Source organism: Streptomyces sp. NPDC111520 (assembly GCF_055635295.1).
Genome location: NZ_JBVKBW010000011.1, coordinates 282,035 through 303,971, shown reverse-complemented (window position 1 = coordinate 303,971; position 21,937 = coordinate 282,035). Strand labels below are relative to the sequence as shown.

Annotated in this window: 23 protein-coding genes; 9 read left to right on the top strand and 14 right to left on the bottom strand. The window is 73.2% G+C overall.

What is annotated here, in order from left to right; genetic code table 11:
- Positions 1–55: 55 nt before the first annotated feature.
- Positions 56–604 (top strand): CGNR zinc finger domain-containing protein, encoded by a 549-nt coding sequence (locus ACZ7MY_RS26820; RefSeq protein ID WP_499605525.1) that lies wholly within the window; start codon positions 56–58, stop codon positions 602–604.
- A 110-nt stretch (positions 605–714) separates the two neighbouring features.
- Here ACZ7MY_RS26820 and msrA read toward each other — a convergent pair whose 3' ends face one another.
- Complete coding sequence (gene msrA / locus ACZ7MY_RS26815) at positions 715–1,227, bottom strand: peptide-methionine (S)-S-oxide reductase MsrA (RefSeq protein WP_499605523.1); 513 nt, start codon at positions 1,225–1,227, stop codon at positions 715–717.
- Between the two features lies 1 nt (position 1,228).
- Positions 1,229–1,696: a peptide-methionine (R)-S-oxide reductase MsrB gene (msrB, locus tag ACZ7MY_RS26810; RefSeq protein ID WP_499605522.1), complete on the bottom strand. Its 468-nt coding sequence runs from the start codon at positions 1,694–1,696 to the stop codon at positions 1,229–1,231.
- Between the two features lie 166 nt (positions 1,697–1,862).
- Between msrB and ACZ7MY_RS26805 the strand changes: the two genes are divergently transcribed.
- Complete coding sequence (locus ACZ7MY_RS26805) at positions 1,863–2,540, top strand: RNA polymerase sigma factor (protein ID WP_499605520.1); 678 nt, start codon at positions 1,863–1,865, stop codon at positions 2,538–2,540.
- Positions 2,537–2,752 (top strand): hypothetical protein, encoded by a 216-nt coding sequence (locus tag ACZ7MY_RS26800; protein ID WP_499605518.1) that lies wholly within the window; start codon positions 2,537–2,539, stop codon positions 2,750–2,752. The genes ACZ7MY_RS26805 and ACZ7MY_RS26800 overlap by 4 nt, the downstream gene beginning before the upstream one ends.
- 6 nt (positions 2,753–2,758) lie before the next feature.
- On the opposite strand, the gene ACZ7MY_RS26795 is transcribed toward ACZ7MY_RS26800, so the two are convergent.
- Positions 2,759–3,688, bottom strand: coding sequence for a pyridoxamine 5'-phosphate oxidase family protein (locus ACZ7MY_RS26795; protein WP_499605516.1), 930 nt, complete (start codon positions 3,686–3,688; stop codon positions 2,759–2,761).
- Positions 3,689–3,755: 67 nt separating this feature from the next.
- Positions 3,756–4,628 carry an alpha/beta fold hydrolase gene (locus ACZ7MY_RS26790; RefSeq protein ID WP_499605514.1) on the bottom strand — a complete coding sequence of 291 codons (873 nt, stop codon included), beginning with the start codon at positions 4,626–4,628 and terminating at the stop codon, positions 3,756–3,758.
- A 206-nt stretch (positions 4,629–4,834) separates the two neighbouring features.
- Here ACZ7MY_RS26790 and ACZ7MY_RS26785 point away from each other — a divergent pair, with 206 nt between their 5' ends.
- Positions 4,835–5,431, top strand: coding sequence for a GNAT family N-acetyltransferase (locus ACZ7MY_RS26785; protein ID WP_499605512.1), 597 nt, complete (start codon positions 4,835–4,837; stop codon positions 5,429–5,431).
- 131 nt (positions 5,432–5,562) lie between these two features.
- On the opposite strand, the gene ACZ7MY_RS26780 is transcribed toward ACZ7MY_RS26785, so the two are convergent.
- Positions 5,563–6,198: an LAETG motif-containing sortase-dependent surface protein gene (locus tag ACZ7MY_RS26780; protein ID WP_499605510.1), complete on the bottom strand. Its 636-nt coding sequence runs from the start codon at positions 6,196–6,198 to the stop codon at positions 5,563–5,565.
- A 163-nt stretch (positions 6,199–6,361) separates the two neighbouring features.
- Here ACZ7MY_RS26780 and ACZ7MY_RS26775 point away from each other — a divergent pair, with 163 nt between their 5' ends.
- Positions 6,362–7,519 (top strand): HEAT repeat domain-containing protein, encoded by a 1,158-nt coding sequence (locus ACZ7MY_RS26775; RefSeq protein WP_499605509.1) that lies wholly within the window; start codon positions 6,362–6,364, stop codon positions 7,517–7,519.
- A 78-nt stretch (positions 7,520–7,597) separates the two neighbouring features.
- Here the strand turns inward: ACZ7MY_RS26775 and ACZ7MY_RS26770 are convergent, their stop codons facing one another.
- The gene (locus ACZ7MY_RS26770; RefSeq protein WP_499605507.1) at positions 7,598–7,996 is read right to left on the bottom strand and encodes a VOC family protein; all 399 of its coding nucleotides are present in this window, start codon (positions 7,994–7,996) and stop codon (positions 7,598–7,600) included.
- 327 nt (positions 7,997–8,323) lie between these two features.
- On the opposite strand from ACZ7MY_RS26770, the gene ACZ7MY_RS26765 reads away from it, so the two are divergent.
- A complete protein-coding gene (locus ACZ7MY_RS26765) occupies positions 8,324–8,467 on the top strand; it encodes a hypothetical protein (protein ID WP_499605506.1) in 144 nt (47 codons plus the stop codon).
- Between the two features lie 43 nt (positions 8,468–8,510).
- On the opposite strand, the gene ACZ7MY_RS26760 is transcribed toward ACZ7MY_RS26765, so the two are convergent.
- The 5 genes from ACZ7MY_RS26760 to ACZ7MY_RS26740 all read right to left on the bottom strand — a co-directional run bounded on the left by ACZ7MY_RS26760 (position 8,511) and on the right by ACZ7MY_RS26740 (position 13,048).
- The gene (locus tag ACZ7MY_RS26760) at positions 8,511–8,828 is read right to left on the bottom strand and encodes a hypothetical protein (protein WP_499605505.1); all 318 of its coding nucleotides are present in this window, start codon (positions 8,826–8,828) and stop codon (positions 8,511–8,513) included.
- Positions 8,829–8,885: 57 nt separating this feature from the next.
- Positions 8,886–9,695, bottom strand: coding sequence for an ABC transporter ATP-binding protein (locus ACZ7MY_RS26755; protein ID WP_499605504.1), 810 nt, complete (start codon positions 9,693–9,695; stop codon positions 8,886–8,888).
- On the bottom strand, positions 9,692–10,882 hold the full coding sequence (locus ACZ7MY_RS26750) for a FecCD family ABC transporter permease (RefSeq protein ID WP_499605502.1): 1,191 nt from the start codon (positions 10,880–10,882) through the stop codon (positions 9,692–9,694). Before ACZ7MY_RS26750 ends, ACZ7MY_RS26755 begins: the two co-directional genes overlap by 4 nt.
- Positions 10,879–11,883 carry a FecCD family ABC transporter permease gene (locus ACZ7MY_RS26745; RefSeq protein WP_499605500.1) on the bottom strand — a complete coding sequence of 335 codons (1,005 nt, stop codon included), beginning with the start codon at positions 11,881–11,883 and terminating at the stop codon, positions 10,879–10,881. Before ACZ7MY_RS26745 ends, ACZ7MY_RS26750 begins: the two co-directional genes overlap by 4 nt.
- A gap of 109 nt (positions 11,884–11,992) precedes the next feature.
- On the bottom strand, positions 11,993–13,048 hold the full coding sequence (locus ACZ7MY_RS26740) for an ABC transporter substrate-binding protein (RefSeq protein ID WP_499605498.1): 1,056 nt from the start codon (positions 13,046–13,048) through the stop codon (positions 11,993–11,995).
- A gap of 187 nt (positions 13,049–13,235) precedes the next feature.
- On the opposite strand from ACZ7MY_RS26740, the gene ACZ7MY_RS26735 reads away from it, so the two are divergent.
- The 3 genes from ACZ7MY_RS26735 to ACZ7MY_RS26725 are packed head-to-tail and all read left to right on the top strand — an operon-like array spanning position 13,236 to position 15,966.
- Complete coding sequence (locus ACZ7MY_RS26735) at positions 13,236–13,685, top strand: MarR family winged helix-turn-helix transcriptional regulator (protein WP_499605496.1); 450 nt, start codon at positions 13,236–13,238, stop codon at positions 13,683–13,685.
- Complete coding sequence (locus ACZ7MY_RS26730; protein WP_499605494.1) at positions 13,682–15,430, top strand: MFS transporter; 1,749 nt, start codon at positions 13,682–13,684, stop codon at positions 15,428–15,430. Before ACZ7MY_RS26735 ends, ACZ7MY_RS26730 begins: the two co-directional genes overlap by 4 nt.
- Positions 15,406–15,966 carry a cysteine hydrolase family protein gene (locus tag ACZ7MY_RS26725; RefSeq protein WP_499605492.1) on the top strand — a complete coding sequence of 187 codons (561 nt, stop codon included), beginning with the start codon at positions 15,406–15,408 and terminating at the stop codon, positions 15,964–15,966. The genes ACZ7MY_RS26730 and ACZ7MY_RS26725 overlap by 25 nt, the downstream gene beginning before the upstream one ends.
- Here the strand turns inward: ACZ7MY_RS26725 and ACZ7MY_RS26720 are convergent.
- The 3 genes from ACZ7MY_RS26720 to ACZ7MY_RS26710 all read right to left on the bottom strand — a co-directional run bounded on the left by ACZ7MY_RS26720 (position 15,929) and on the right by ACZ7MY_RS26710 (position 21,489).
- Positions 15,929–16,720, bottom strand: coding sequence for a hypothetical protein (locus tag ACZ7MY_RS26720; RefSeq protein WP_499605491.1), 792 nt, complete (start codon positions 16,718–16,720; stop codon positions 15,929–15,931). The two genes, ACZ7MY_RS26725 and ACZ7MY_RS26720, sit on opposite strands and share 38 nt — an antisense overlap.
- 27 nt (positions 16,721–16,747) lie before the next feature.
- Positions 16,748–17,317: a GNAT family N-acetyltransferase gene (locus ACZ7MY_RS26715; protein ID WP_499605489.1), complete on the bottom strand. Its 570-nt coding sequence runs from the start codon at positions 17,315–17,317 to the stop codon at positions 16,748–16,750.
- Positions 17,318–17,412: 95 nt separating this feature from the next.
- Entirely contained in the window at positions 17,413–21,489 is a 4,077-nt protein-coding gene (locus ACZ7MY_RS26710; RefSeq protein ID WP_499605487.1) for a discoidin domain-containing protein, read from the bottom strand.
- Between the last annotated feature and the right edge of the window lie 448 nt (positions 21,490–21,937).

Genomic DNA, 21,937 nt, shown 5'->3' with positions numbered 1-21,937 from the left:
CCCGTACCGGGCCCGCCGCGCCCCACGCCCCGCGGGTGTAACCTTCAAAAACGCAATGGAGGGTTACCTGGGAACGGGGGCGCCGAGCATGACGGCCGCTACGACGGACGACGACTTCCTGCTGGAGCTGCTCAACACGACCCCGGTCGTCGACGGGACACCGGTGGACGAACTGGCCGGCCCGGACGCCGGCCGCCGCTGGCTGCGCGCCCACGGCGGCACGGGGACCGCCCCGGAACTGCGCCACCTCCTGGCGGCGCGCGACGCGCTGCAGGGCGTCACGCGCGGCGAGGGGGATGCCGCGGACCTCCAGGAGCTGCTCACCGGCGTGGCCCGGGTACCGCGGGTGGGCGCGCACGGCATCGACTGGGTGCTGGAGGCGCCCGCCGACCGCATGCCGGCCGTCCGCGCCGTCACGGCCTGGGGCGCGCTCCAGGAGGGCAGGCCCGGACGTCTGCGGCCCTGCGCCAACGACGAGTGCCGGCTGTTCCTGCTCGACCGCAGCAAGGCCAACACCGCCCGCTGGTGCTCCATGGCCGCCTGCGGCAACCGCATGAAGGCCCGGCGGCACCACCGCCGCGCCCGCGCCACGGCCGCCGACTGAACGTACGACCGGCGGAACGTACGACGGCGGCCCGGGACCGCAGGGGTCCCGGGCCGCCGAGGGCCGCCACGCCGCCCGAGCCCGTCACCAGGGCGACGCGGCGGGGCCGGTCAGTCCTTCGCGCGCACCGGCAGCCGCCAGTTCGCCCGCGGGAAGTGGCAGGTGTACCCCTCGGGGTAGCGCTCCAGGTAGTCCTGGTGCTCCGGCTCGGCCTCCCAGAACGGCCCCACGGGCTCGACCTCGGTGACGACCTTGCCGGGCCACAGGCCCGAGGCGTCGACGTCGGCGATGGTGTCCTCCGCGACCTGCTTCTGCTCGTCGTCCACGTAGTAGATCGCCGAGCGGTAGCTCAGGCCGATGTCGTTGCCCTGGCGGTTGCGGGTCGACGGGTCGTGGATCTGGAAGAAGAACTCCAGCAGTGCCCGGTAGTCCGTCGCCTCGGGGTCGAAGAGGATCTCGATCGCCTCGGCGTGGGTGCCGTGGTTGCGGTAGGTGGCGTTGGGCACGTCGCCGCCCGTGTAGCCGACGCGGGTCGCGACGACGCCGGGCTGCTTGCGGATCAGGTCCTGCATGCCCCAGAAGCAGCCGCCCGCGAGCACGGCCCTCTGTGTCTGTCCTGCCATGTCAATCCTCCGAATCGGTCCTGTCACCATTGTCGAACAACCCGAGGTAGGCCCCGTAACCTTCCCGCTCCAGGTCGTCGGCGTGGACGAAGCGCAGCGAGGCGGAATTGATGCAGTACCGCAGTCCGCCGGTCTGCCGGGGACCGTCGGGGAAGACGTGCCCCAGGTGGCTGTCGCCCACCGCCGAGCGGACCTCGGTGGCCAGCAGCCCGTAGCCCGGGTCCGGGCGCTCCACGACGGTGGTCCGGTCCAGCGGCCGGGTGAAGCTCGGCCAGCCGCTGCGGCTGTCGTACTTGTCGACCGAGGCGAACAGCGGCTCTCCGGAGACCACGTCGACGTAGATCCCGGGCTCCTTGTTGTCCAGGTAGGCGCCCGTGAAGGGGCGCTCGGTGCCGTTCTCCTGTGTCACGCGGTACTGCTCCGGTGACAGTCGCGAGACGGCCTCCGGGTTCCTGCGGTAGCCGGTCACGGTCCCTCCTTGCTCGCGGCTCTCTCTTTTCCGTACGCCCATTGGTGGCGCGCAACGGCCGGGTCTTACCTCCCGGGAGCGGGCGGTTTCCGGCGGCCGTTCCCGGCGGGCGCGGCGGGGCACCGCCGTGGAGGTGGGGGCGGGCGGCCGCGTCTAGGATCGCTGCATGGGTTCCGCAGAGAACGACGGCCGGGCCGGCGACGGCGACCGCGGCGGCCGCACCCTGGACGCGGAGTCCGCGCAGTGGGTGCGGGCGCTGTCCGCGGACGGCGAGGTCCACGAGGAGGCGACCGGCCGGCTGCACGCGCTGCTGCTGCGGATCGCCTACGCGGAACTGAACCGGCGCGGGTCGCGGCACGGCATCACCGGGCCGGAGCTGGACGACATCGCCCACCAGGCGGCGGGCGACGCCCTGCTGTCGATCACCCGGAAGATCGGCGACTTCCGCGGCGACAGCCGCTTCACGACCTGGGCGTACAAGTTCGTCATGCACGAGGTGTCGAGCAAGCTCGGCCGTCATTTCTGGCGGACGGCCGGCGTGCAGCTCGACCCCGAGGCGTGGGAGCGGCTGCCCGACCGGCTCGGCGTCGACCCCGTGCACCAGAGCGAGGCCCGCGAGCTCGTCGAGGCCCTGCACGAGGCCGTCGACGAGGAGCTCACCGAGCGGCAGCGCCGGGTCTTCACCGCGCTCGCGGTGAACGGCGTCGACGCCGACACCCTCGCCGCGGAGCTCGGCACGAACCGCAACGCGCTCTACAAGACGATGTTCGACGCCAGGCGTAAGCTCCGCGCCCGGCTCGCAGCCAACGGACATCTGCCCCTGACGACAGCGAGGCGCTCATGAACGCATGGCAGGGCCTGGACGACCTTCTGCGCAACGATCCGCTGGACCCCGGCTGCGACGCCGCGCTCGACCTGATGGACGTCTACCTGGAGCTGTTCCTGGCGGACGCGGCACCGGAGCGGAGCCACCCCGGTGTCGCGGCGCACCTGCGCGGCTGCCCGTCCTGCGCGGAGGACTTCCGCGGGCTGCTGGCCGCGGTGACCGGCGGCTGAGCACGGTCAGGCGGTGAGGGGCGGGTTCCGCCGGTAGGGGAGGACGCCCTCCGCCCGGACCGGAACCCGCCCGTCGGCGACGTACCGCGGGGTGAACCGGACCCGGCGGCCCGTCCCGCCGTCGTCGCCGGGGGTCCCGGGCGCCGTCCAGTCGACCTCGGCGGTGCCGGAGAGTTGCAGCGTCGTCCCCGTGGGGAAGTCCACGAAGAGCAGGGCCGCGGCCGGATCTGCGGCCAGGTTGCCGAGGCTGTTGAACATGTTGTTGCCCGGGTAGTCCGGCCACCACAGGCCGCCGTCCTCCGTCACCCGGACGAAGCCGGGCGGGCCGCCCCGGTGGGAGACGTCCGCGCCGCGCACGGGGTGGGCGGTGCCGAGGAAGAAGGTGTCGGCCCGGGCGACCAGGGCGGCCTGCGCCGCGTCGAGCCGGTCCGCGGCCCGCGCCCCGCCGGCGGGCGCGTCCCCGCCGCCGGAGCCGCCCGCCGGTGCGGGGCCGAGCACGCGCTGCTGGATGTACTGGGGGCAGTTCCCGTACGCCTGGTCGACGGCGAGCTCGAAGCCGGCGTCGCCGGCCGAGGCGAGGGTGCCGTTGAGACGCAGCCGGCGGCGGCTCGCGAAGTCGATCGCGATCAGGGCCGCCGCCCCGCCGGCGGGAAGTCCGGCGAGCGGGTCGCCCGCGCCGGGACGGGCCGCGACCCGTACGGTGTCGCCCCGGGTGGTGAGGAAGCCGGGGGCGCCCGTGAGCGGCGAGGCCCACAGGCGACCCTCCTCGTCGTGTGCGCCGAGCACGGCCAGGTCGCGGTCGGCGAGGAAGAGCGCCACTCCGCCGCCGAGGCGCGGCGGGTCGAGCATGCCCCGCAGGCGCGCGGCCTCCTGTGCGACGCCGGCCCGTCGCTGGACGGCCAGTTCTCCCTCGTGGAAGCCGGTGTGGTGGGTCATGGCCCTCGCAATCGTCGTACGTGCGGTGTGGGGTGCGGGGGTAGGGCCTGTGGGGCGGGCGCGGGGCTCAGCCCGGCAGGCCGGCCCCGTCGAGGAAGCCCAGGACCAGTTCCGCGACGGGCTCGACGTGGGTCTCCAGGAGGAAGTGGCCCCCGTCGAGCAGGTGCACCTCCGCCCGCTGCGCGTCGTCGGCGAACGCCCGGGCGCCCTCGGGGCCGAAGACGGGGTCGTTCTCACCCCAGACCGCGAGCACCGGCACGGGGTGGCTGCGCAGGTACTCGTGCAGACGCGGGTAGAGCGGGAAGTTCGTGGCGTAGTCGCGGAAGAGCGCGAGCTGCACGAGGTCGTTGCCGGGCCGGGAGACCAGCTGGAAGTCGTGGTGCCAGGTGTCGGGGCTGACGGCGGTCTCGTCCGGCACTCCGGTCACGTACTGCCACTTGATGCCCTCCAGGCTCAGCGCCGTGCGGACGCCCGCCTCGGTCTCGGGGGTCTGCGCGCGCTGGTAGGCGCGGACGTCGTCCCAGAACTCCTTGACGAGCCCCGCCTCGTAGCCGTTGCCGTTCTGGGTGACGATCGCGGTGACGGCCCCGGGGTCGCCCAGCGCGAGGCGCCAGCCGATCGGCGCTCCGTAGTCCTGCACGTAGAGCGCGTAGCGCGTGACGCCGAGCCCGTCGAGCAGGCCCTTGGTGAGGCCGGTGAGGGCGTCGAAGGAGTACGCGAACTCGTCGGTGCCGGGGGCGTCGGAGAACCCGAAGCCGAGGTGGTCCGGAGCGATGACGCGGTAGCGGCCGGCGAGCCTCGGGATCAGCTCGCGGAACATGAAGGAGCTGGTCGGGAAGCCGTGGAGGAGCACGATGACGGGCGCGTCCGCCGGACCCGCCTCCCGGTAGAAGAGCCGGTGCCCCTGTACCTCGGTCCAGCGGTGGTGCACGGTGACCATGTCTAACCCCTTCGATTCGCTTCAACGGTTACATGCAAACAGGATCGGGGTAACCTGTCAAGTGAGTGATGGGGGTTAGCCCGGTGCCGGGCCGGCGCGGATGGGAAGCGATCGCGGCCCCCTGGTGTTGTGCATGGTCACAGGGGACTTCGGGCGCCCGCCGGACGTACGGCCGGCGGAGCCCGCGACAGGGACGGAAGACGCAGATGACTGGTACGGCCACGGCGCAGCGCGCGAAGGGCAACGAGGAAACCCGGATCGTCACCCCCCGGCTTGTCCTGAGGCCGTGGCGCGCCGACGACGCGGAAGCGGCACTGGCCGTCTACGGGACGGACGACGTGACGCGCTGGCTGGCCCCGGCGATGACCCGGCAGGCCGACGAGGCGTCGATGCGCGAGCTGATGCGCTCCTGGAACGAGGAGGGCGCCGCCCTGGAACGGCCGGCCGGACGCTGGGCGGTCGAACTGCGCGAGACCGGCGAACTCGTCGGTGGAGCCGCCGTCCTGCCGCTTCCGCCGTACGGCGTCGACCTCGAGATCGGCTGGCAGCTCGCCCACCCGTTCTGGGGCCGGGGCCTGGCCACCGAGGCCGGACGCGCCCTGGCGCGTTACGCCTTCGCCTCCGGCGTCGACGAACTGTTCGCCGTCGTCCGCCCGCGCAACGACCGCGGCGCCGCCACCGCCCGCAGCGTCGGCATGGAATGGGTGGGGGAGACCGAGAAGTACTACGACCTGCGGCTGCAGGTGTACCGGCTGCGCAAGGGGGAGTTCGAGGCCTCCGACGCACCGGGGCCGGCGGCCTGACGCGGAGCCCGCGCCTGACGCGGGGCCCACGCGTGGAGGCCGGAAAAGCCGGGTGCCGGACCGTACGGAGCACGGTCCGGCACCCTTGTGTCACACACGGCGCGTCACCGCGCCGCCGTCACTGACCTGGGTCAGTGACGGGCCGCTGCGCGACGCTTGCGGTTCGCGAAGAGCAGACCGCCGCCGGCGAGCAGCGCGACGGCCGCACCACCCGCGAGGAGCGGGGTGGAGCTGGAGGCACCGGTCTCGGCGAGGTCGCCGGCCGGGGACTCGTCGGTGGAGGGGGTGGAGGGCGCAGCGGAGGGGGCCGTGCCGGCCGACTCGCTGGGCGCCTCGCTGGGCTTGGGAGACTCGGTGGTCTTCGTCTCCGTCGGGGTGGGGGTCGGGGTCGGCGTGGGCGTGTTCTGACCCTCGCAGACCGGGGCGGTCTTGTCGTCCTCGAACGAGTAGCGGTCGCCGTCGCCGGCCTTCACGCTGAGGTGGAGCTTCACCTCGGCGCTGTGCGCCGGAAGGTCGACCGACTGGTCGAAGGAGGACCCGAAGGTCTCCGTCAGCAGGTCCTTGCCGTCCGCGGTGATCGTGACGGTGTTCTTGACGCCGCCGTTGTACGCCTTCAGGTGCACCTCCACCTTGGAGCAGTCCGCGCTCCAGTTGGGGGTGTGGGCGGACGCCGGGGTGGCGCACAGGCCGAGACCGATGACGCCGGTAGCGGCTGCTGCTATCAGGGTGCCGGGGCGGTACCAGGCACGGCGGGGGGATGCGGTCACAAGTTCTCCAGGCTGTAAATCCGATGCCAATGGCAGCCGCAATCTACTCCCCCTCTTCACACCGCTCACTGCCACCCCACAGCTAACGCGGAAACCCGTGGGAAAACGCCCGATTCGCCTGATGTGCACGGCCGTTGTCGGACCCCTGCTGAAGACTGCCGCCATGTCCTCGAACGACGCCACCGCCGCCCTGCCCGACCCCGCCGCCCTGTTGACGGAGACGGACTGGGCCGCCCTCGCCCACGCCTATGGGCCCGCCGACGGCACCCCGGACGACCTGCTCGGCCTCCTGCACGACGACCCGGAGGTGCAGGCGGAGTCGCTCGGCCGGCTGGAGATGTCCGTCCTGCACCAGGGGTCGTTGTACTCCGCCACGCCGCCGGCCGCGCTCTTCGTCGCGGGCATCCTCGGCGACCCCCGCACGCTCGCCGCCCACGAGAGCTGGTTCCCCTGGGACGACCGCGTGCGGCCGCTGCGTGCGGCGCTCCTGGAATGGCTCGGCGAACTCGCCGAGTCCGCGGCGTACGAGGACGAGGAGGCCGTCGACGACGAGGCCGCGTACGACGAGGAGTGGGCCGAGGAGATCGCGGCGGTCGAAGCCTGCCGTGCCGTCCGGCCGCGGCTGTTCGACGCGGTCGCGCCCTGGCTGGACGACACGGACGCCACCGTCGTGGAGGCCGCCCTCGGCGCGGTGACGCATCTGCTCAGGGCGCCCGAACTCGCCGACCGCGTACCGGTGGCGGCCGAGCGCCTGGAGCGGGTCGCCCGGGGCGGCGGCGAACGCCGCGAACGGGCGGGCGCGCTCATGACGCTGAGCGCCTGGGGCCACGACACCGGTGGCTTCCTGGCGGACCCCGACCCGGCGGTGCGTGCCTGCGCCGCCCTGGGCACCACCGGCCCCGGCGCCGTGCCGGCCCTGCTCGACGCGCTGTCCGACCCCGCTGCCGCCGACGCGTGGTTCGCCGAGCCGCTGCCCCAGTTCGACGGCTGGTTCCGCTTCACCCTGCTCCGCGGACTGCTCGACCGTGCCCGGGACTTCGACGAGGTCCTCCCGGCGGCGCTCGCGCTGGCCCCGATGTGCAGCCAGTACACCGTCGACCGCGAGTGGGGCCCGCTGCTCGCCTGCGCCTTCCCGGCCCCCCGCACACACGGCCGGCCGCTGACGGAGGCCCAGAGCGCCTTCCTGCGGGCCCTGGTCGCCCAGGACGACTGCTGGGGCACCATAGCCAACCGCGTCTCCTGGCTGCGGTCCGCGGGGCTCCCCACCGAGCGGGAACCGCTGCGTGCGCTCCTCGCCGCCGCGCCGCCCGGCACGGCCTGAGAACGCGGCCCGCTCCCGCGGCCCTTCGGCGCGCCCGCCGGAGGTCACGCGCCGCAGGGCGCGCGGCGTCGTCCCCGATCAGCCGCCGCCGCGCAGGTAGCTCGCCCGCCCGTCGTCGTCGAGCTCGAACGGCCCCTCGGGGACGACGCAGAACTCGTTCCCCTCGGGGTCGGCCATGACCAGGAACCCGCCCTCCGCGTACTCCTGGAGCACCCGCCCGCCCAGTGCCTCGATCCGCGCCCGCTGCGCCCCCGGATCCGCGGCGGCCACGTCGAAGTGGACGCGGTTCTTCCCGGCGGTGGGCCGCTCCGTCCGCTGGAAGCCCAGGCCCGGCCCCTCGCCCCGCGCGAGCCACACGTACGGCCCGATCCGCGCGACGACCGGGCGCCCCAGGAGCTCACCCCAGAACGCCGCCAGCCGCTCCGGATCCACGCAGTCGACCACAAGGTCCTTGACGCTCAGATGACTTCCGCTCATGATCCAATGCTCGCAGACCCGTTTCCGGGACTCGGTGGGAATGGCGCTCTGTGTGGGGGAATGGTTGTCATGCTGGAATTCATCGCTCTGGCTGTGATCGCGGTACTCACGGGTGGCGTGACCAGGGCGGTTCATGCACGGCGGTCGAACGGGCGGGCGGCCCGGTCCCAGGCGGGGGTGGCGGTCGCGGTGCCCTGCCGGGTGTCGTGGCGGCGCGGTCTGGGCCGACGGGCCTTCGTGTACGGAAAGCTCAGCGGTGGCGAGGACGGTGCGCTGTTCGCACGCCCGGTGAGGCGCCCCGTGCCGCTGCCGGTCGGTGGACGCGCCGTGACGAGCAGCAGTCGCCGGCCCGGCATGCAGGTGCTGGACTACCGGACGCACGACGGCGATGAACTGCGGATCCTTCATTACGAGGACGACGTCGAGCTCGTGGTGCGCTACCTCCGATGCGCCGAGATCGGCGGCCGCTGAGCATCGCGTCCGCACGGACGCGGCATCGGCTCCTCGTGCCGCGTCAGCTCCCGTCGAGGGGGAGCGACGCCACGAACTCCGCGAGGCCGGCGGCCCGCGGGGCTTCGGCGCGGGGGAGGAAGCGCCGGTAGTGGTCGGCGACGAGGCGGCGCAGTTCCGGCTCGTCCGGCGCGGCGCCGGTGAGTTCGAGGGTGACGCGGTAGGGCTCGCCCGTCATGCCCAGGGGGCGCGCCCGCGCGTCGAATCCGCAGGTGTACTCCTCCGGCAGCTCCCAGTAAGCCTCGGCACGGGCGACGTCCGCCAGGACGTACATGTGGAAGTCGTCGTCGAAGAGGATCACGGGGCCGGTCGGTGCGGTCATCCGGTCAGCTTGGCGGAGGCCGGCGGCCTCCGCCAAGCAGTATGACGGGGGAGGGTGTCAGTCGGCGGCCGCGGGCTGCCAGGGGACCCCGGGGACGACGAGGGGGCTGCCGGTGACCGGGTCGGGGACGATGACGGACGTGAGGCCGAAGACCTCGTGGACGAGCTCGGCCGTGACGATGTCGCGGGGCGGGCCCTCGGCGACGACGCGGCCGGCCTTCATGGCGATCAGGTGGTCGGCGTAGCGTGCGGCCTGGTTGAGGTCGTGGAGCACGGCGACGACCGTGCGGCCGCGCCCGTGGTTGAGGCGGCGGACCAGGTCCAGCACCTCCACCTGGTGGGCGATGTCGAGGTAGGTGGTCGGCTCGTCCAGCAGGAGCAGGTCGGTCTCCTGCGCGAGGGCCATGGCGATCCACACGCGCTGGCGCTGTCCGCCGGACAGCTCGTCCACCGGCCGGTCCGCGAGGTCGGCGGTGCCGGTGTGCTCCAGCGCCTCCGCGACGGCGCGTTCGTCGCCCTCGGACCACTGCTGCCACCACTTCTGGTGCGGCTGGCGCCCGCGCGCCACGAGGTCGGCGACGGTGATGCCGTCCGGCGGCGTGGGGCTCTGCGGCAGCACGCCGACGGTGCGGGCGATCTGCCGGCCGGGGATGCGGGCGAGTTCGGCGCCGTCCAGCAGGACCGTGCCGGAGCGCGGCTTGAGCAGCCGGCCGAGCGCGCGCAGCAGCGTGGATTTGCCGCAGGCGTTGGGGCCGACGATGACGGTGACCCGGCCGTCCGGGATCTCCAGGTCCAGGCCGTCGACGACGGTGCGGTCCTCGTACGCCAGGGTCAGCCCGCGGGCGGTGAGTCGGCTGGTACGGCTCATGGGGTGGTGCCTCCGGAACGGCTGCGGGTGCGGGCGATCAGCCACATCAGGTACGGGGCGCCCACGGCTGCGGTGAGGACGCCGACGGGGAGTTCGACGGGGGAGAACAGGCGCCGGGCCAGCAGGTCGGCGACGACGACCACGAGCGCCCCGGTCAGCGCCGAGGACAGCAGCGGGATCTGCGCGGTACGGGTCAGCCGCCGGGCGATCTGCGGGGCCAGCAGGGCCACGAAGTCGACCGGTCCGGTGGCACCCGTCGCCACGGAGGCCAGGACGATGCCGAGCGCGGTCAGGCCGAGCCGTACCCGGTCCAGGCGGATGCCGAGGGCCACGGCGGTGTCGTCGTCGAAGGACGCCCCGCGCTGGGCCCTGGCCGCCCACAGCACCGCGGGGACCGCCAGGAGCAGCACCGTCGCCAGGGGAGCGGCCTGGTCGTAGCCGCGGCTGTTGAGCGAGCCGGTCAGCCAGACCTTGGCCTGCTGCGCGACGAGGAAGTCGCCCTTGGTGAGGAAGAGTTGCGTCAGGGAGCCAAGGGCCACCGAGACGCCGATCCCGACGAGGACGAAGCGCGACGCGTGCAGCCCGCGGCGCCAGGCGAAGACGTAGACCAGCAGCGAGGCCGCCAGGCCGCCGGCGATCGACACGTACGGGAGCGCGGTGTGCGAGGCGAGGCCGAAGCTCATCGCGGCGACCGTCGCCGCGCCCGCGCCGTGCGTCACGCCGATGACGTCGGGGCTGGCCAGCGGGTTGCGCGCGACCGTCTGGACGAGCGCCCCCGCGACGCCGAAGGCGAGCCCGGCGAGCAGGCCCACGACCAGCCGCGGCAGCCGCAACGTGCCGACCACGAGCTGGTCGGGGCTGGGCCGGCCGAGGAGGACGTTGACGACCTCCACCGGGGAGACGAAGGACTCGCCCACGCAGAGGTAGACCACGACGGCCGCCGCCAGCAGCACGGCGAGCACGCCGGAGACGAGGACGGCCCTGCGGTGGACGAGGAAGCTGCCGCGCCCGCGGCGCAGCACGGTGTGCCCCGCGGGGCGCACGGACCGGGCGGCGACCGCGGCGGCGACCGCGGAGGGGGCGGGCGAGGGGACGGCCGGTCCGACGGCCCGCGCGGTCTTCGTGGCGCTCGTGGCGTCCGTGGGGCCCGGACCGTCCACACCGTTCGTGCGGCTCGTGCGGCTCATGCGGCGACCACCGTCCGGCGCCGTACCAGCGCGATGAGGAACGGCACGCCGAGCAGGGCGGTCATGACGGCCACCGGCACCTCCGAGGGCGGGAAGACGATACGGCCGAGCACGTCGGAGGCGAGGATCATCACCGGTCCGAGGAGGGCGGCCACCGGCAGCACCCAGCGGTGCGCCGCACCGACCAGGGCCCGGGCGATGTGCGGAACGGCCAGGCCGGTGAAGGCGATCGGACCCACGGCCGCGACGGCGGCGCCGGTCAGCACGGTCGCCCCCACGGCTCCCAGGACGCGGAGCAGCGCCACGTTGTGGCCGAGGCCCTTGGCCGCGTCGTCGCCGAGCGCGAGCGCGTCCAGGCCCCGCGCCATCAGCGCGACCAGCAGCAGTCCGGCCGCCACGAACGGCCAGATCTGGCCGATGACATCGCTGCCGCGGCCGCTGATCGAGCCGACCTGCCAGAAGCGGAACTCGTCCAGGGCGTGGGCGTCGGTGGTGACGATCCCGGAGACCACGGAGGCGAGGAAGGCGTTCATCGCGGCGCCGGCCAGCGCGAGCTTCACGGGGGAGGCGCCGCGGTAGCCGCCCGCGGCGACGGCGTAGACGGCGACGGCGGCGACCGCCGCGCCCACGAAGGCGAACCAGACGTACCCGGTGAGCGTGTGCACGCCGAGGAACGCGATCGCGCACACCACCCCGACGGACGCGCCCTGGCTGACGCCCAGGATGCCGGGTTCGGCGATGGGGTTGCGGGTGATGCCCTGCATCACGGTCCCGGCGACGGCGAGGGCGGCGCCGGCCAGTACGCCGATGACGGTGCGCGGCACCCGCAGCGCCCGCACCACCTGGGCGTCGTCACTGGTGCCGCCGTGCAGCAGGGCCTGGACCACCTCGCCGGGGGCGATCTGACGGCTGCCGACGGCCAGGCTCAGCAGGACGGCGATCAGCAGCATCGCCACGCACCCCGCCAGCCAGGCGGTACGGCGACGGGTCGGTCGCGCCATGCGCCGCGCTCACTCTCTCTTTCCGGGTCGGGTGTCGTACGGGCGCCGGGCGCCGGCGGGCTCGTCGGCCCGCCGGCGCCCGGCGTTCGGCTTGCTCGGCCTCACCGGCTCACGCCGTGAGGTGCTTCTCCAGGTCGTCCAGGACCGCGTTGGCCGCGGTGACCCCGAGCCCGAGGTACCAGGTCTCGTCCGGGACGTCGAAGGCGTGCCCGTCCTTGACCGCCTCCAGGTTCTTCCACAGCGGGTTGCCCTGGGCCTTGGACTTGTCGGTGGCCTTGGGGTCGCCGTACACGCCGGTGAAGATGTAGTCGGCGTCGGCCTGGTCGATGTTCTCGGCGCTGATCTCGGCGGCCAGGTCCTCGATGTCCTGGTTCTTCGGCCGCGGGATGCCGACGTCCTTCAGGATCGTGCCGATGAAGGAGTCGTTCGCGTAGAGGCGGATCTTGCCCTCCGGCATGTAGCGCACCATCGACACGCTCGGCTTGTCGGCGCCCAGCTTGGTGCCGAGGGCCTGCGCCTTCTTCGCGTACGCGGCCAGGTTCGCCTTGGCCTGCGCGGTCTTGTCCAGCGCGGCCGCGTTGAGGAGGTAGTTCTCCTTCCACGTGAAGCCGGGGCGGATGGAGAAGACGGTCGGCGCGATCTGCGACAGCTCGTCGTAGGAGTCCGCGGCGCGCAGCTGGCTGCCGAGGATCAGGTCCGGCTTGAGGGCGGCGATCGCCTCGAGGTTGAGGCTGTTGATGGTGCCGATGTTCGCCGGCTTGCCGGCCTCGCCCTCGAGGTAGGACGGCAGTTCGGGCGAGCCCTCGGTGGGCGCGAGGCCGACCGGCTTGACGCCGAGGGAGACAACGTTATCGAGCTCGCCCACGTCGAGGACGACCACGCGCTTCGGCTGGGCCTTGAGGACGGTGCTGCCCATGGCGTGCGTGACGGTGCGCGGCCACTCGCCCGGCTTGGCGGTGGTGCCCAGGGCGGCGGTCTTCTCCGCGGCGTCCCCGAAGTCCTCGCCGCCCTGCGCGACGGACTTGGAGTCCTTGGACCCGGCGGTGGCGGAGGCGGCTGCGCTGCCCTCCTTCCCGTTGCTGCTGGACCCGCCGCAGGCCGCGAGGGACAGCGCGGCGGCGATGACGACAGCGACGGCGGCTGTACCGCGGCGCCGAAGAGACATGTGGGGACTCCTGTACGTGGTTCACCTTTGAAGTATTAGGCGAGCCTAACCTTATGCGCTGCCTGTGTGCATCCCGCAACCGGGGGTCCGCCCCACGTCGTCCGACGGCGCCGGCGTCGTGCTCTTGGCCTGGTCTTGACCGGCTCTGGACAGTTACATCAGGTTGATCAACCTACTGTTACTACATATGGATGCGAAGGCACTCGAAGCCGGTGACCCGACCGAGGTCGGGGCCGCGTTGCGGCTGAGCGTGGGGCGGATCGCGCGGCGGCTGCGGCAGGCGCACGCCGTGGGGGACGTCACCCTGTCGGAGGTGTCGGTGATCGCGCGGCTGGACCGGGACGGCCCGGACTCTCCCGGGTCGCTGGCCGAGTTGGAGCGGGTGCGACCGCAGGCGATGGCGACGACGCTGGCCGGGCTGGAGGAACGCGGGCTGGTGAGCCGCAGCCCCGACGCCCACGACAGGAGGCGCGTCGTGATGACGGTGACCGGGGCGGGGCGGAAGGTGCTCGCGGACCGGCGCTCGGAGTCGGTGCGGCGGCTGGCCGCCGTGCTGGACGGGCGGTTCACCGCCGAGGAACGGCGGCAACTCGTCGACGCGCTGCCGCTGCTCGACCGGCTGGCGGAGGAACTGTGACCGCCACCCCGGCCGACGACGGCGGCCGCTACAAGTGGGTGGCGCTGTCGAACACGACGCTCGGCGTGCTCATCGCGACCATCGACGCCTCGATCGTGATCATCTCGCTGCCCGCCATCTTCCGCGGCATCGGCCTCGACCCGCTCGCCCCCGGCAACATCGGCTACCTGCTCTGGATGATCCTCGGTTACCTGCTGGTCTCCGCCGTGCTCGTGGTCGTGCTCGGCCGCCTCGGCGACATGTTCGGCCGGGTCCGGATGTACAACATGGGCTTCGCGATCTTCGCCGCGGCCTCGCTCGCGCTCTCCCTCGACCCGCTGCGGGGCGGGGGCGGCGCCCTGTGGCTGATCGGCTTCCGGATCGTGCAGGCCGTCGGCGGGTCGATGCTGACCGCGAACTCGGCGGCCATCCTCACCGACGCCTTCCCCGCCCGGCAGCGCGGCATGGCGCTGGGCATCAACCAGATCACCGCGCTCGCCGGCCAGTTCCTCGGGCTGATCGCGGGCGGGCTGCTGGCCACCATCGACTGGCGCGCCGTGTTCTGGATCAGCGTGCCCATCGGCGTCGTCGGCACCTTCTGGTCGTACCGCAGCCTCCGGGAGACCGGCGCGCGCAAACCCGGGCGCATCGACTGGGTGGGCAACCTCACCTTCACCGCGGGGGCCGGCGGGCTGCTCGCGGCCATCACGTACGGCATCCAGCCCTACGGCGGCCACCCCACGGGCTGGACCAACCCCTGGGTGCTGGGCGGCCTGGCGGCGGGTGTGCTGCTGCTCGTCGTGTTCTGCCTCGCCGAGACCCGGGTCGCGGAACCGATGTTCCAGCTCGGCCTGTTCCGCATCAGGGCGTTCGCCGCCGGCAACCTGGCGGCACTGCTCACCGCGATCGCCCGCGGCGGACTGCAGTTCACCCTCATCATCTGGCTGCAGGGCATCTGGCTGCCGCTGCGCGGCTACGACTTCGAGCAGACGCCGCTGTGGGCGGGCATCTTCATGCTGCCGCTGACCGTCGGCTTCCTGGTGGCGGGACCGCTGTCCGGGTACCTGTCGGACCGCTTCGGCGCCCGACTGTTCTCCACCACCGGACTCGTCCTCGTGGCGGCCTCGTTCGTCGGCCTGCTCGCCCTCCCGGTCGACTTCCCGTACCCCGCCTTCGCGGCGATGCTGCTGGTCAGCGGCATCGGCCAGGGCATGTTCTCGGCGCCCAACACCTCCGCGATCATGGGCAGCGTCGCACCCGAACAGCGCGGAGTCGCCTCCGGCATGCGCTCCACCTTCCAGAACTCCGGGACCGCGCTCTCCATCGGCCTGTGCTTCTCGCTGATGATCGCCGGACTGGCCGGCTCCCTGCCGCAGACGCTGGAGAACGGGCTGCGGGCGAACGGCGTGCCCGCCGGGACCGCGGAACACGTCTCCGGACTGCCGCCGGTCAGCACCCTGTTCGCCACGTTCCTCGGCGACAACCCCATCGGCCACCTGCTCGGGCCCAGCGGGGTGCTGGCCACCCTGCCCGAGCACCAGGTGCGGATCCTCACCGGCACGGGCTTCTTCCCCACCCTCGTCTCCGGCCCCTTCCACCACGGACTCGTCACCGTCTTCGGCGCGGCCACCGTCATGGCCCTGATCGCCGCGCTCGCCTCGGCGCTGCGCGGCCGCCGCGACACCGCCGCGGGCAGCGGTCGCGGTGACGACCCGAACGGCACCAGCAAAGGACAGCAAGAATGGCGCACAGCGCGCTCCTCGTGATGGACGTCCAGCGGGCCATCACGGACCGCTTCACCGGCGACGACGGCTACCTGCCCCGGGTGCGTGAGGCGATCGACGCCGCGCGCGCCGCGGACGTCCCCGTCCTCTACGTCGTCATCGGCTTCCGGGCCGGGCACCCGGAGGTCAGCCCCCGCAACAGGACGTTCGGCGTGCTCGCCCGCGGCGGCGGCTTCGCCGCGGGTGACCCGGGTGCGGAGATCCACCCCGACGTCGCGCCGGCGCCCGGCGACGTCGTCGTCACCAAGAAGCGCGTCAGCGCGTTCGCGGGCAGCGACCTCGACATGGTCCTGCGGGCGGGCGGCGTCGACAGCCTGGTGCTGACCGGGATCGCCACCAGCGGCGTCGTCCTCTCCACCCTGCGCCAGGCCGCCGACCTGGACTACGGCCTCACCGTCCTGTCCGACGCATGCCTGGACGCCGACCCCGAGGTGCACCGCGTGCTCACGGAGAAGGTGTTCCCGCGGCAGGCCGACGTCGTCACCGTGGCGGAATGGACCAAGTCCGGCACGCCCTGACCCCCGTGGACTCCCCGTGCCCACCGAGGGCGCGGGCGAGCCGCTCCCACTGGGTGACGGTGACACCGGCGTTCCGCAGCAGCGGGGACTCCCGCAACGCGGTGTCCACCGGCGGGGGCGCGTCGCGACCGCTGAGCGGCGAACCCCACGCCGGGTCGTGCCAGACGTCGGGCCGCAGCCCGCGCACCAGGCACCCGGCCGCGAGCGCCGCGGTCCCCTCCGGAGCCCCGACGCCGACGAGCGCGTCCGCGATCCCCGGCCCCGCCTCCGCCACGTGCCGGTCACCGTCGACGAGGAAGGGCAGCAGGAGCAGCAGCCGGGCGGCGGGATCGAGCACGCCCGGGACCGCCCCGGACCGCGGCACGTCAGCGGCGACGTGGGCCAGTTCGCGCCAGTTCGGACCGCTGCCGTACCAGTCGCCGTCGTACGAGGACAGTTCCTCGGCGCGGGCCCAGCCGGGATGGGTGAGCAGGAAGTCGAGCCCGGGGTCACCGTCGAGGTTCCGGTACACCACGACGGCGCAGTGCCCGTCCCCGAACGGCACCCGGAACACCGGCCAGGCACGCTCGTCGTGCAGCACCTCGGTCAGGGCGTCGGCGTCCGCCCCGTCGTCCCCGAACCACTCCGGCTCGGGGCGTCCGCCGTCCGGCCCGGCCTCGCACCAACCCAGGAGGTGGTTCGTCCAGAAGCCGGGCCGGTCCGTCAGCGGCTCACCGGCCGTCAGGGGTCCGTGGTCATAGCCCTTGATCAGCACGCCGCACACGATGCCACGCGCCGCAGGTCAGACCAGCGGCACGGTGCCCTCCGAGGACGCCGCGGCGGCGACGCGGCCGCGCAGGTCGAGCCGGAGCCGCAGGAAGTCGACGCCACCCGGGCCCGGGCGGCGGCCGCCCTCCGGGACCCAGCCCTGACGGGTGTAGAACGCGAGGGCGCGGCTGTTGCGCTCCCAGGCGTCCAGCAGCCCCGTCTTCAGGGAGGAATCGCGCAGGAAGCGCACGAACTCGGCGTGCAGCTGCCCCCCGACGCCGCGGCCCCAGCGGTCCGGGCGCACATGGATCCGGTGCAGCTCACCGCAGGCCGGCGCGGCCTGCGCGCCCTCCTTGGGCGGTCCCATGGCCACCACGCCGACCACCTCGGTGTCCTCGACGGCGCACAGCACCGTCGTCGCGCTCGACTGGATGGCGTGCGCCCAGGACGCGCGGCGGCGTGCCCACCCGTCGGGGCTGTCGATCTCTGATCCGGGCAGGCCGCCCGCCTGGTAGTACGCGGCACGTGCTTGCGTGTGCACGTCCACGATGGCCGCCAGGTCGCCGAACCGCGCCGGGCGCATCAGGGCTGGAGAAGTCGTCACCTCCTGTCAGACGTGCGCGATGTGGGACGGGTTCCCGGCGCGCGGTACCGCCGTGGCGGCCACCCGGAAGGTGGCCGCCACGGCGGCGCGAGCGGCTACGGCTGCGCGGTGACCGCGGGCACGTTGTAGCCGTCGACCCGCAGCTTCGGCCGCTTCGACGACAGGGCCCCGGCCGGCCAGGACAGCGTGACCGTACGGCTCTCACCGGGCAGTAGCCACAGGTAGTTGTCGCTGTACAGCGTCGGCAGGACCCGGTCGCCGCTGCGGGAGTCCAGCAGGGAGAGCCGGACCAGTGCGGCGACCGAGGATCCCCGGTTGCTCACCCGCGCGGTCAGCCCGTGGCGGTCGCCCGACAGGTCGGTGTCCGTGACGTCGGCGGAGACCCGGGTCCGCGCGGCCTTGTTGAGCGCCTGCATGTGCTCGGGCTTGCGGTACCGCCAGTAGACGTTCTCCGACAGCACCTCGCCGTGCCGGTCCGCCAGCCGCAGCCGCAGCAGGTGGAAGTCCGGCAGGTCGTCCGTCCAGGCCACGGTGAACGCCTCGGCCTTCTCGGACGCCGCCACGTCCAGCGTGCCGCGCCGCTCCGCGGACAGCGGACGGCCGGACAGGTCGAGCAGACGGGCGGTGACCGTCGCGCCCTTCAGGGCCCGCGGCGTGTGGTTGACCGCCACGACCTTCCCGCTGACCGGGTCGGCCTGCACGTGGACGGGCTCGGAGGCCTTGCGGACGCCGTAGTAGGCGCCGTTGACGTCGAAGTCGTAGTCGTACGTCTGCCACACCGTGCTGTACCAGGCGGGGTGCGACATCCACAGCATCAGGCCGGAGGCGTCCTCCCACAGCCGGCCGTTCCAGGCCTCGAACATGGCGCGGAAGTTCTCGTAGTTGACGAACTGCGCCTTGCGGGCGAAGTCGTCGAGGTCCTCCGCCGCACCGAGCCGGCCCTCGATGGCCGCGCGGTAGTTCTGCGGGGCCTGGTTGCCGCGGGTGCTCCAGTCGTGGTGGTACCAGACACCGCCGACCGGCCACTCGGGCTCTTCGCCCGCCATGCGCCGCATGGTCTCGGCGGTCGACACGACGGGCATGCCGATCTCGGTGTGGAACCCGAAGCTGCCGCTGCCGTACGTGGACGCGGAGTAGTACCGCTCGGGCTCCACCCAGCCGTAGGGGCCGCCGCCCGAGACGATGCCGCCCGCGGAGTTGTTCTGGTAGAGCAGGCCGGGCGCCTCGGCGCGCACCGCGGAGCGCATCCCGTCGTCCACCGGTCCCGGGGGGTTGCCCTCGTTGGCGCCGCACCACACGACGACGCTGGGGTGGATTCGGTAGCGCCGCACGGTGTCCCGCGCCAGGTCGAGGAAGGCCTGGCGGTTCGGCGGGTCCATCCCCCAGGCGTTGGGGAAGTCGTTCCACACCAGGATGCCGTGCTCGTCGCAACTGGCGTAGAACTCCTCACGGTTGCTGCTGCCGACCCAGTTGCGGATCATCGTGAAGTTCATGTCGCGGTGCATGCGCACGGCCGCGTCCATGCGCTCCGCCGGCATGCGGCGCAGCAGCTCGTCCCAGCCCCAGTTGCCGCCGCGGGCGAAGACGCGCACGCCGTTGACGCTGATCTTGAGCGGGACGGTGGAGTTGTCGACGGACTTCACGTCGGTCCAGTCGTCGCCGTTGTCGGAGACCTGGACGGTGTAGGTCTTCGCGTACGCCTGCTCCCAGGTGATGACGACCCGGTCGAACCGGACCGGAAAGCCCAGGTCGACCCGGATCCACTGCTCGTCCTCGTACTTCGAGGACCAGCGGGTGCCCGGCTTGCCGTCGACCGCGTTGCCCGGCCCGCTGCCGTCGCCCTCGGAGGACGAGGCGGTGGCGTCCTTGCGCAGCGCCAGGTCGGTGCCGGGCGTGGCGCTGTCGACGACCGACAGGCCCCACATCGACGCACCCCAGCTGGTGGCGCGCGTGTGGCACAGGATCCGCAGGTAGCGGGCGGTGGTCGCGGCGAACTCCACGTCCTGCAGGCTCGCCGAGCCCGAGGTCTGGAAGGGCAGCGGGACGGCGGCGTTGTCCACGGACGCGGCGTCGGTCCAGTCGTCGCCGTTGTCGGAGACCTGGACGGTGTACGTCTCGGCGTAGGCCTGTTCCCAGGTCACGACGACGCGGTCGAAGGAGACCGCGGAGCCGAGGTCGACCCGGATCCACTGGTCGTCCTCGAACTTCGAGGACCAGCGGGTGCCCGGGTCCCCGTCCGTGACGTTGCCGGGACGGTTGTTCGGGTCGTCGGTGGAGGAGGCGGTGGCGTCCTTGTGCAGGGCCAGGTCGAGGTCGGGCACCATGCTGTCGGCGACCGACAGGCCCCACATCGACGAGCCCCAGTCGGTGGCCCGGGTGCGGCACAGGACGCGCACGTAGCGGGCGGTCCGGCGGGTGAACGTCACCGTCTGGGCGTAGGCGTTGGAGCCGGACTGGAACGTCAGCGGCACGTCGTACTCGTAGCCGAACTGGCGCATGCCGAAGCGCGTGGTGCGCCGGTCGCTCTCCTGCCCGGCCACGGAGGCGGTGAGGGTGAGCCGGTGCAGCTCCGGCTCGCCGTAGCCGTTGGGCCACCACAGCTTCGGGTTCCGCACGCGCAGCTTCGGGTCGGAGGCCGGGTCGAAGACGACGTCGGCGCTGCCGCCCCCGGGCACGGTGACCGTGCGCTGCACGCGTACGTCGCCGAACGCGGCGGTGACGGTCACCGACCTGGCGTCCGCGGCGGCGTTGCGGACCGGGACGACGACGGTGACCTCGGCCGTGCCGGTGCCGGGCAGGTCCGGCAGGACGGTGTCGACGCGGGCGTCGCCGAGGACGGCGTCGCCGGTGGAGCGCAGGCGTACGTGGTTCCAGATGCCGGCGGCCCGGTCGCGCACGGCGGGCATCCAGTCCCAGCCGGAGGAGGCCAGGTAGGTCGGCGAGTTGCGGTTCATCATGTTCGCGCCGGCGTCGACGAAGGCGAGCCCGGCCGGGCCCTTGTCGCCGGGGCTGCCGGGGAGCGGCATGGGGCTGATCCGCACCGCGAGGGCCTGCGGGCCCTCGGCGGCGAGCAGCGCGGTCACGTCGTAGGCGGCGCGGGCGAAGGGGAAGGTGAGGGTGCCGGCCTGCTTGCCGTTGAGCCAGACCTCGGCCTCGTGGTTGACCCCGTCGAACTCCAGCCAGACGCGGCGTCCGGCCCCGGTGCGCAGGCCCTTGGGCAGGCGGAACTCGCGGCGGTACCACCAGGAGTGACGGGAGAGCGCCTCGGGGACGTGCAGGTTGGCGAAGCCGGCGACCGGGTCGGGCAGGTGCCCCTCGGCCACGAGCGAGGACAGCACGGTCCCGGGCACGACGGCCGGCAGCCAGGCGCTGGTGTCCACGGAGGGCGCCGACAGCTCGGCGGCGGTGCCGCCCGCCCAGTCGTCCATCGTCAGGTCCCAGCCGGACTCCAGCGGGACGGTGCCGTCGTCGGCGACCTCCAGGGCCGGGGGCGTGCGGTGGTGGGTGCCCCAGTCCGTCCAGCCGGTGGCCTCGGGGCGCCTGCCGCGCGGGGTGCCGTACACCTGGAGGCCGTTGAGGCCCAGCGGGTTGGCGTTGGAGCGCTTGGTGACGGTCATCCGCACCCAGCGGGCGGTCACGGGCTTCGCGAGGGCGATCTCCACGACCCCGCCCTTGCCGTCGTCGGTGCGGTGCACGACCGTCCACGACTTCCCGTCGCGGGAGGTCTCGATGACGAAGGCGACCGCGCAACTCGACAGGACCTCCTGCCCGGTGGTGTTGTCGCGGGGGTTGCCCCCGGTCCCGGGGGTGAACGGCGGGTCGTCGGCCGTCGCCTCGAAGGTGAGGCGGACCGACTCGACCTCGCACAGGGCCTCGAGGTCGACGGCTATCCACTGGGGGTCGCCGTCGGCGGCCCGCCATCCGGAGCCGCGGACGCCGACCCGGTCGAGGCCGTCGACGGCGAACTCGGCCGGTGTGGGGGCGTAGTCGGTGGAGGACACGGTGACCGGGCGGTACGCGGCGAGTTCGCCCCGGGACCCGGCCGGGTCCGAGGGCCGCGCGTGCGCGCCGGCGGCGGCGGGGAAGGCCATGCCGAGCCCGAACCCCGCGAGGAGGGTGGAGCCGGTGGAGAGTACGGCGCGACGAGAGGGCAGGGCGGACATATCCGGCATGAACAGCGGCTCCGTTCAGGGATGTTCAATGACGAGACGGCCTGGCATCATGGCGATGACAACGTTGCCATCGCGATGACAACGTTGCCGAACATGCACCCGCCGGGAAGAGCCTGTCAAGGTTTTGGGCACGCCGCGTTCCGGGTTTCTCCTAAATTAGGAATACATATTGACATGAGTCGGGCTTCACGTCAGAGTCGTTGGTCCGTCCGCGCCGGAGGCCGTCCGGGACCGGGGGTGTCGCCTGCCGAGTGGTCGTCAGGGACGCCCGTACGACCGGGAGAAGAAGGATCGTGCTCCTGGGCGGGCGGGTTCTCCGTGCGGCGCACGACGCGGGCCTGCCGCTGTGCGGCAGCGGCATCGGCGAGGGCGTCACGTCGTACGGCGGCAACCCGGAACGCGGCGCCGGAACCGGCCCCCGCCCGGCCCGAAGTCACCGCGCCCGACG

What these genes read in the sequence shown, in the direction of transcription:
- ACZ7MY_RS26820 (WP_499605525.1), top strand. Translation starts at nt 56, where the DNA reads ATGGAGGGTTACCTGGGAACGGGGGCGCCGAGCATGACGGCCGCTACG.
- msrA (WP_499605523.1), bottom strand. Translation starts at nt 1,227, where the DNA reads ATGGCAGGACAGACACAGAGGGCCGTGCTCGCGGGCGGCTGCTTCTGG.
- ACZ7MY_RS26805 (WP_499605520.1), top strand. Translation starts at nt 1,863, where the DNA reads ATGGGTTCCGCAGAGAACGACGGCCGGGCCGGCGACGGCGACCGCGGC.
- ACZ7MY_RS26800 (WP_499605518.1), top strand. Translation starts at nt 2,537, where the DNA reads ATGAACGCATGGCAGGGCCTGGACGACCTTCTGCGCAACGATCCGCTG.
- ACZ7MY_RS26795 (WP_499605516.1), bottom strand. Translation starts at nt 3,688, where the DNA reads ATGACCCACCACACCGGCTTCCACGAGGGAGAACTGGCCGTCCAGCGA.
- ACZ7MY_RS26790 (WP_499605514.1), bottom strand. Translation starts at nt 4,628, where the DNA reads ATGGTCACCGTGCACCACCGCTGGACCGAGGTACAGGGGCACCGGCTC.
- ACZ7MY_RS26785 (WP_499605512.1), top strand. Translation starts at nt 4,835, where the DNA reads ATGACTGGTACGGCCACGGCGCAGCGCGCGAAGGGCAACGAGGAAACC.
- ACZ7MY_RS26775 (WP_499605509.1), top strand. Translation starts at nt 6,362, where the DNA reads ATGTCCTCGAACGACGCCACCGCCGCCCTGCCCGACCCCGCCGCCCTG.
- ACZ7MY_RS26770 (WP_499605507.1), bottom strand. Translation starts at nt 7,996, where the DNA reads ATGAGCGGAAGTCATCTGAGCGTCAAGGACCTTGTGGTCGACTGCGTG.
- ACZ7MY_RS26760 (WP_499605505.1), bottom strand. Translation starts at nt 8,828, where the DNA reads ATGACCGCACCGACCGGCCCCGTGATCCTCTTCGACGACGACTTCCAC.
- ACZ7MY_RS26755 (WP_499605504.1), bottom strand. Translation starts at nt 9,695, where the DNA reads ATGAGCCGTACCAGCCGACTCACCGCCCGCGGGCTGACCCTGGCGTAC.
- ACZ7MY_RS26750 (WP_499605502.1), bottom strand. Translation starts at nt 10,882, where the DNA reads ATGAGCCGCACGAGCCGCACGAACGGTGTGGACGGTCCGGGCCCCACG.
- ACZ7MY_RS26745 (WP_499605500.1), bottom strand. Translation starts at nt 11,883, where the DNA reads ATGGCGCGACCGACCCGTCGCCGTACCGCCTGGCTGGCGGGGTGCGTG.
- ACZ7MY_RS26740 (WP_499605498.1), bottom strand. Translation starts at nt 13,048, where the DNA reads ATGTCTCTTCGGCGCCGCGGTACAGCCGCCGTCGCTGTCGTCATCGCC.
- ACZ7MY_RS26735 (WP_499605496.1), top strand. Translation starts at nt 13,236, where the DNA reads ATGGATGCGAAGGCACTCGAAGCCGGTGACCCGACCGAGGTCGGGGCC.
- ACZ7MY_RS26725 (WP_499605492.1), top strand. Translation starts at nt 15,406, where the DNA reads ATGGCGCACAGCGCGCTCCTCGTGATGGACGTCCAGCGGGCCATCACG.
- ACZ7MY_RS26710 (WP_499605487.1), bottom strand. Translation starts at nt 21,489, where the DNA reads ATGCCGGATATGTCCGCCCTGCCCTCTCGTCGCGCCGTACTCTCCACC.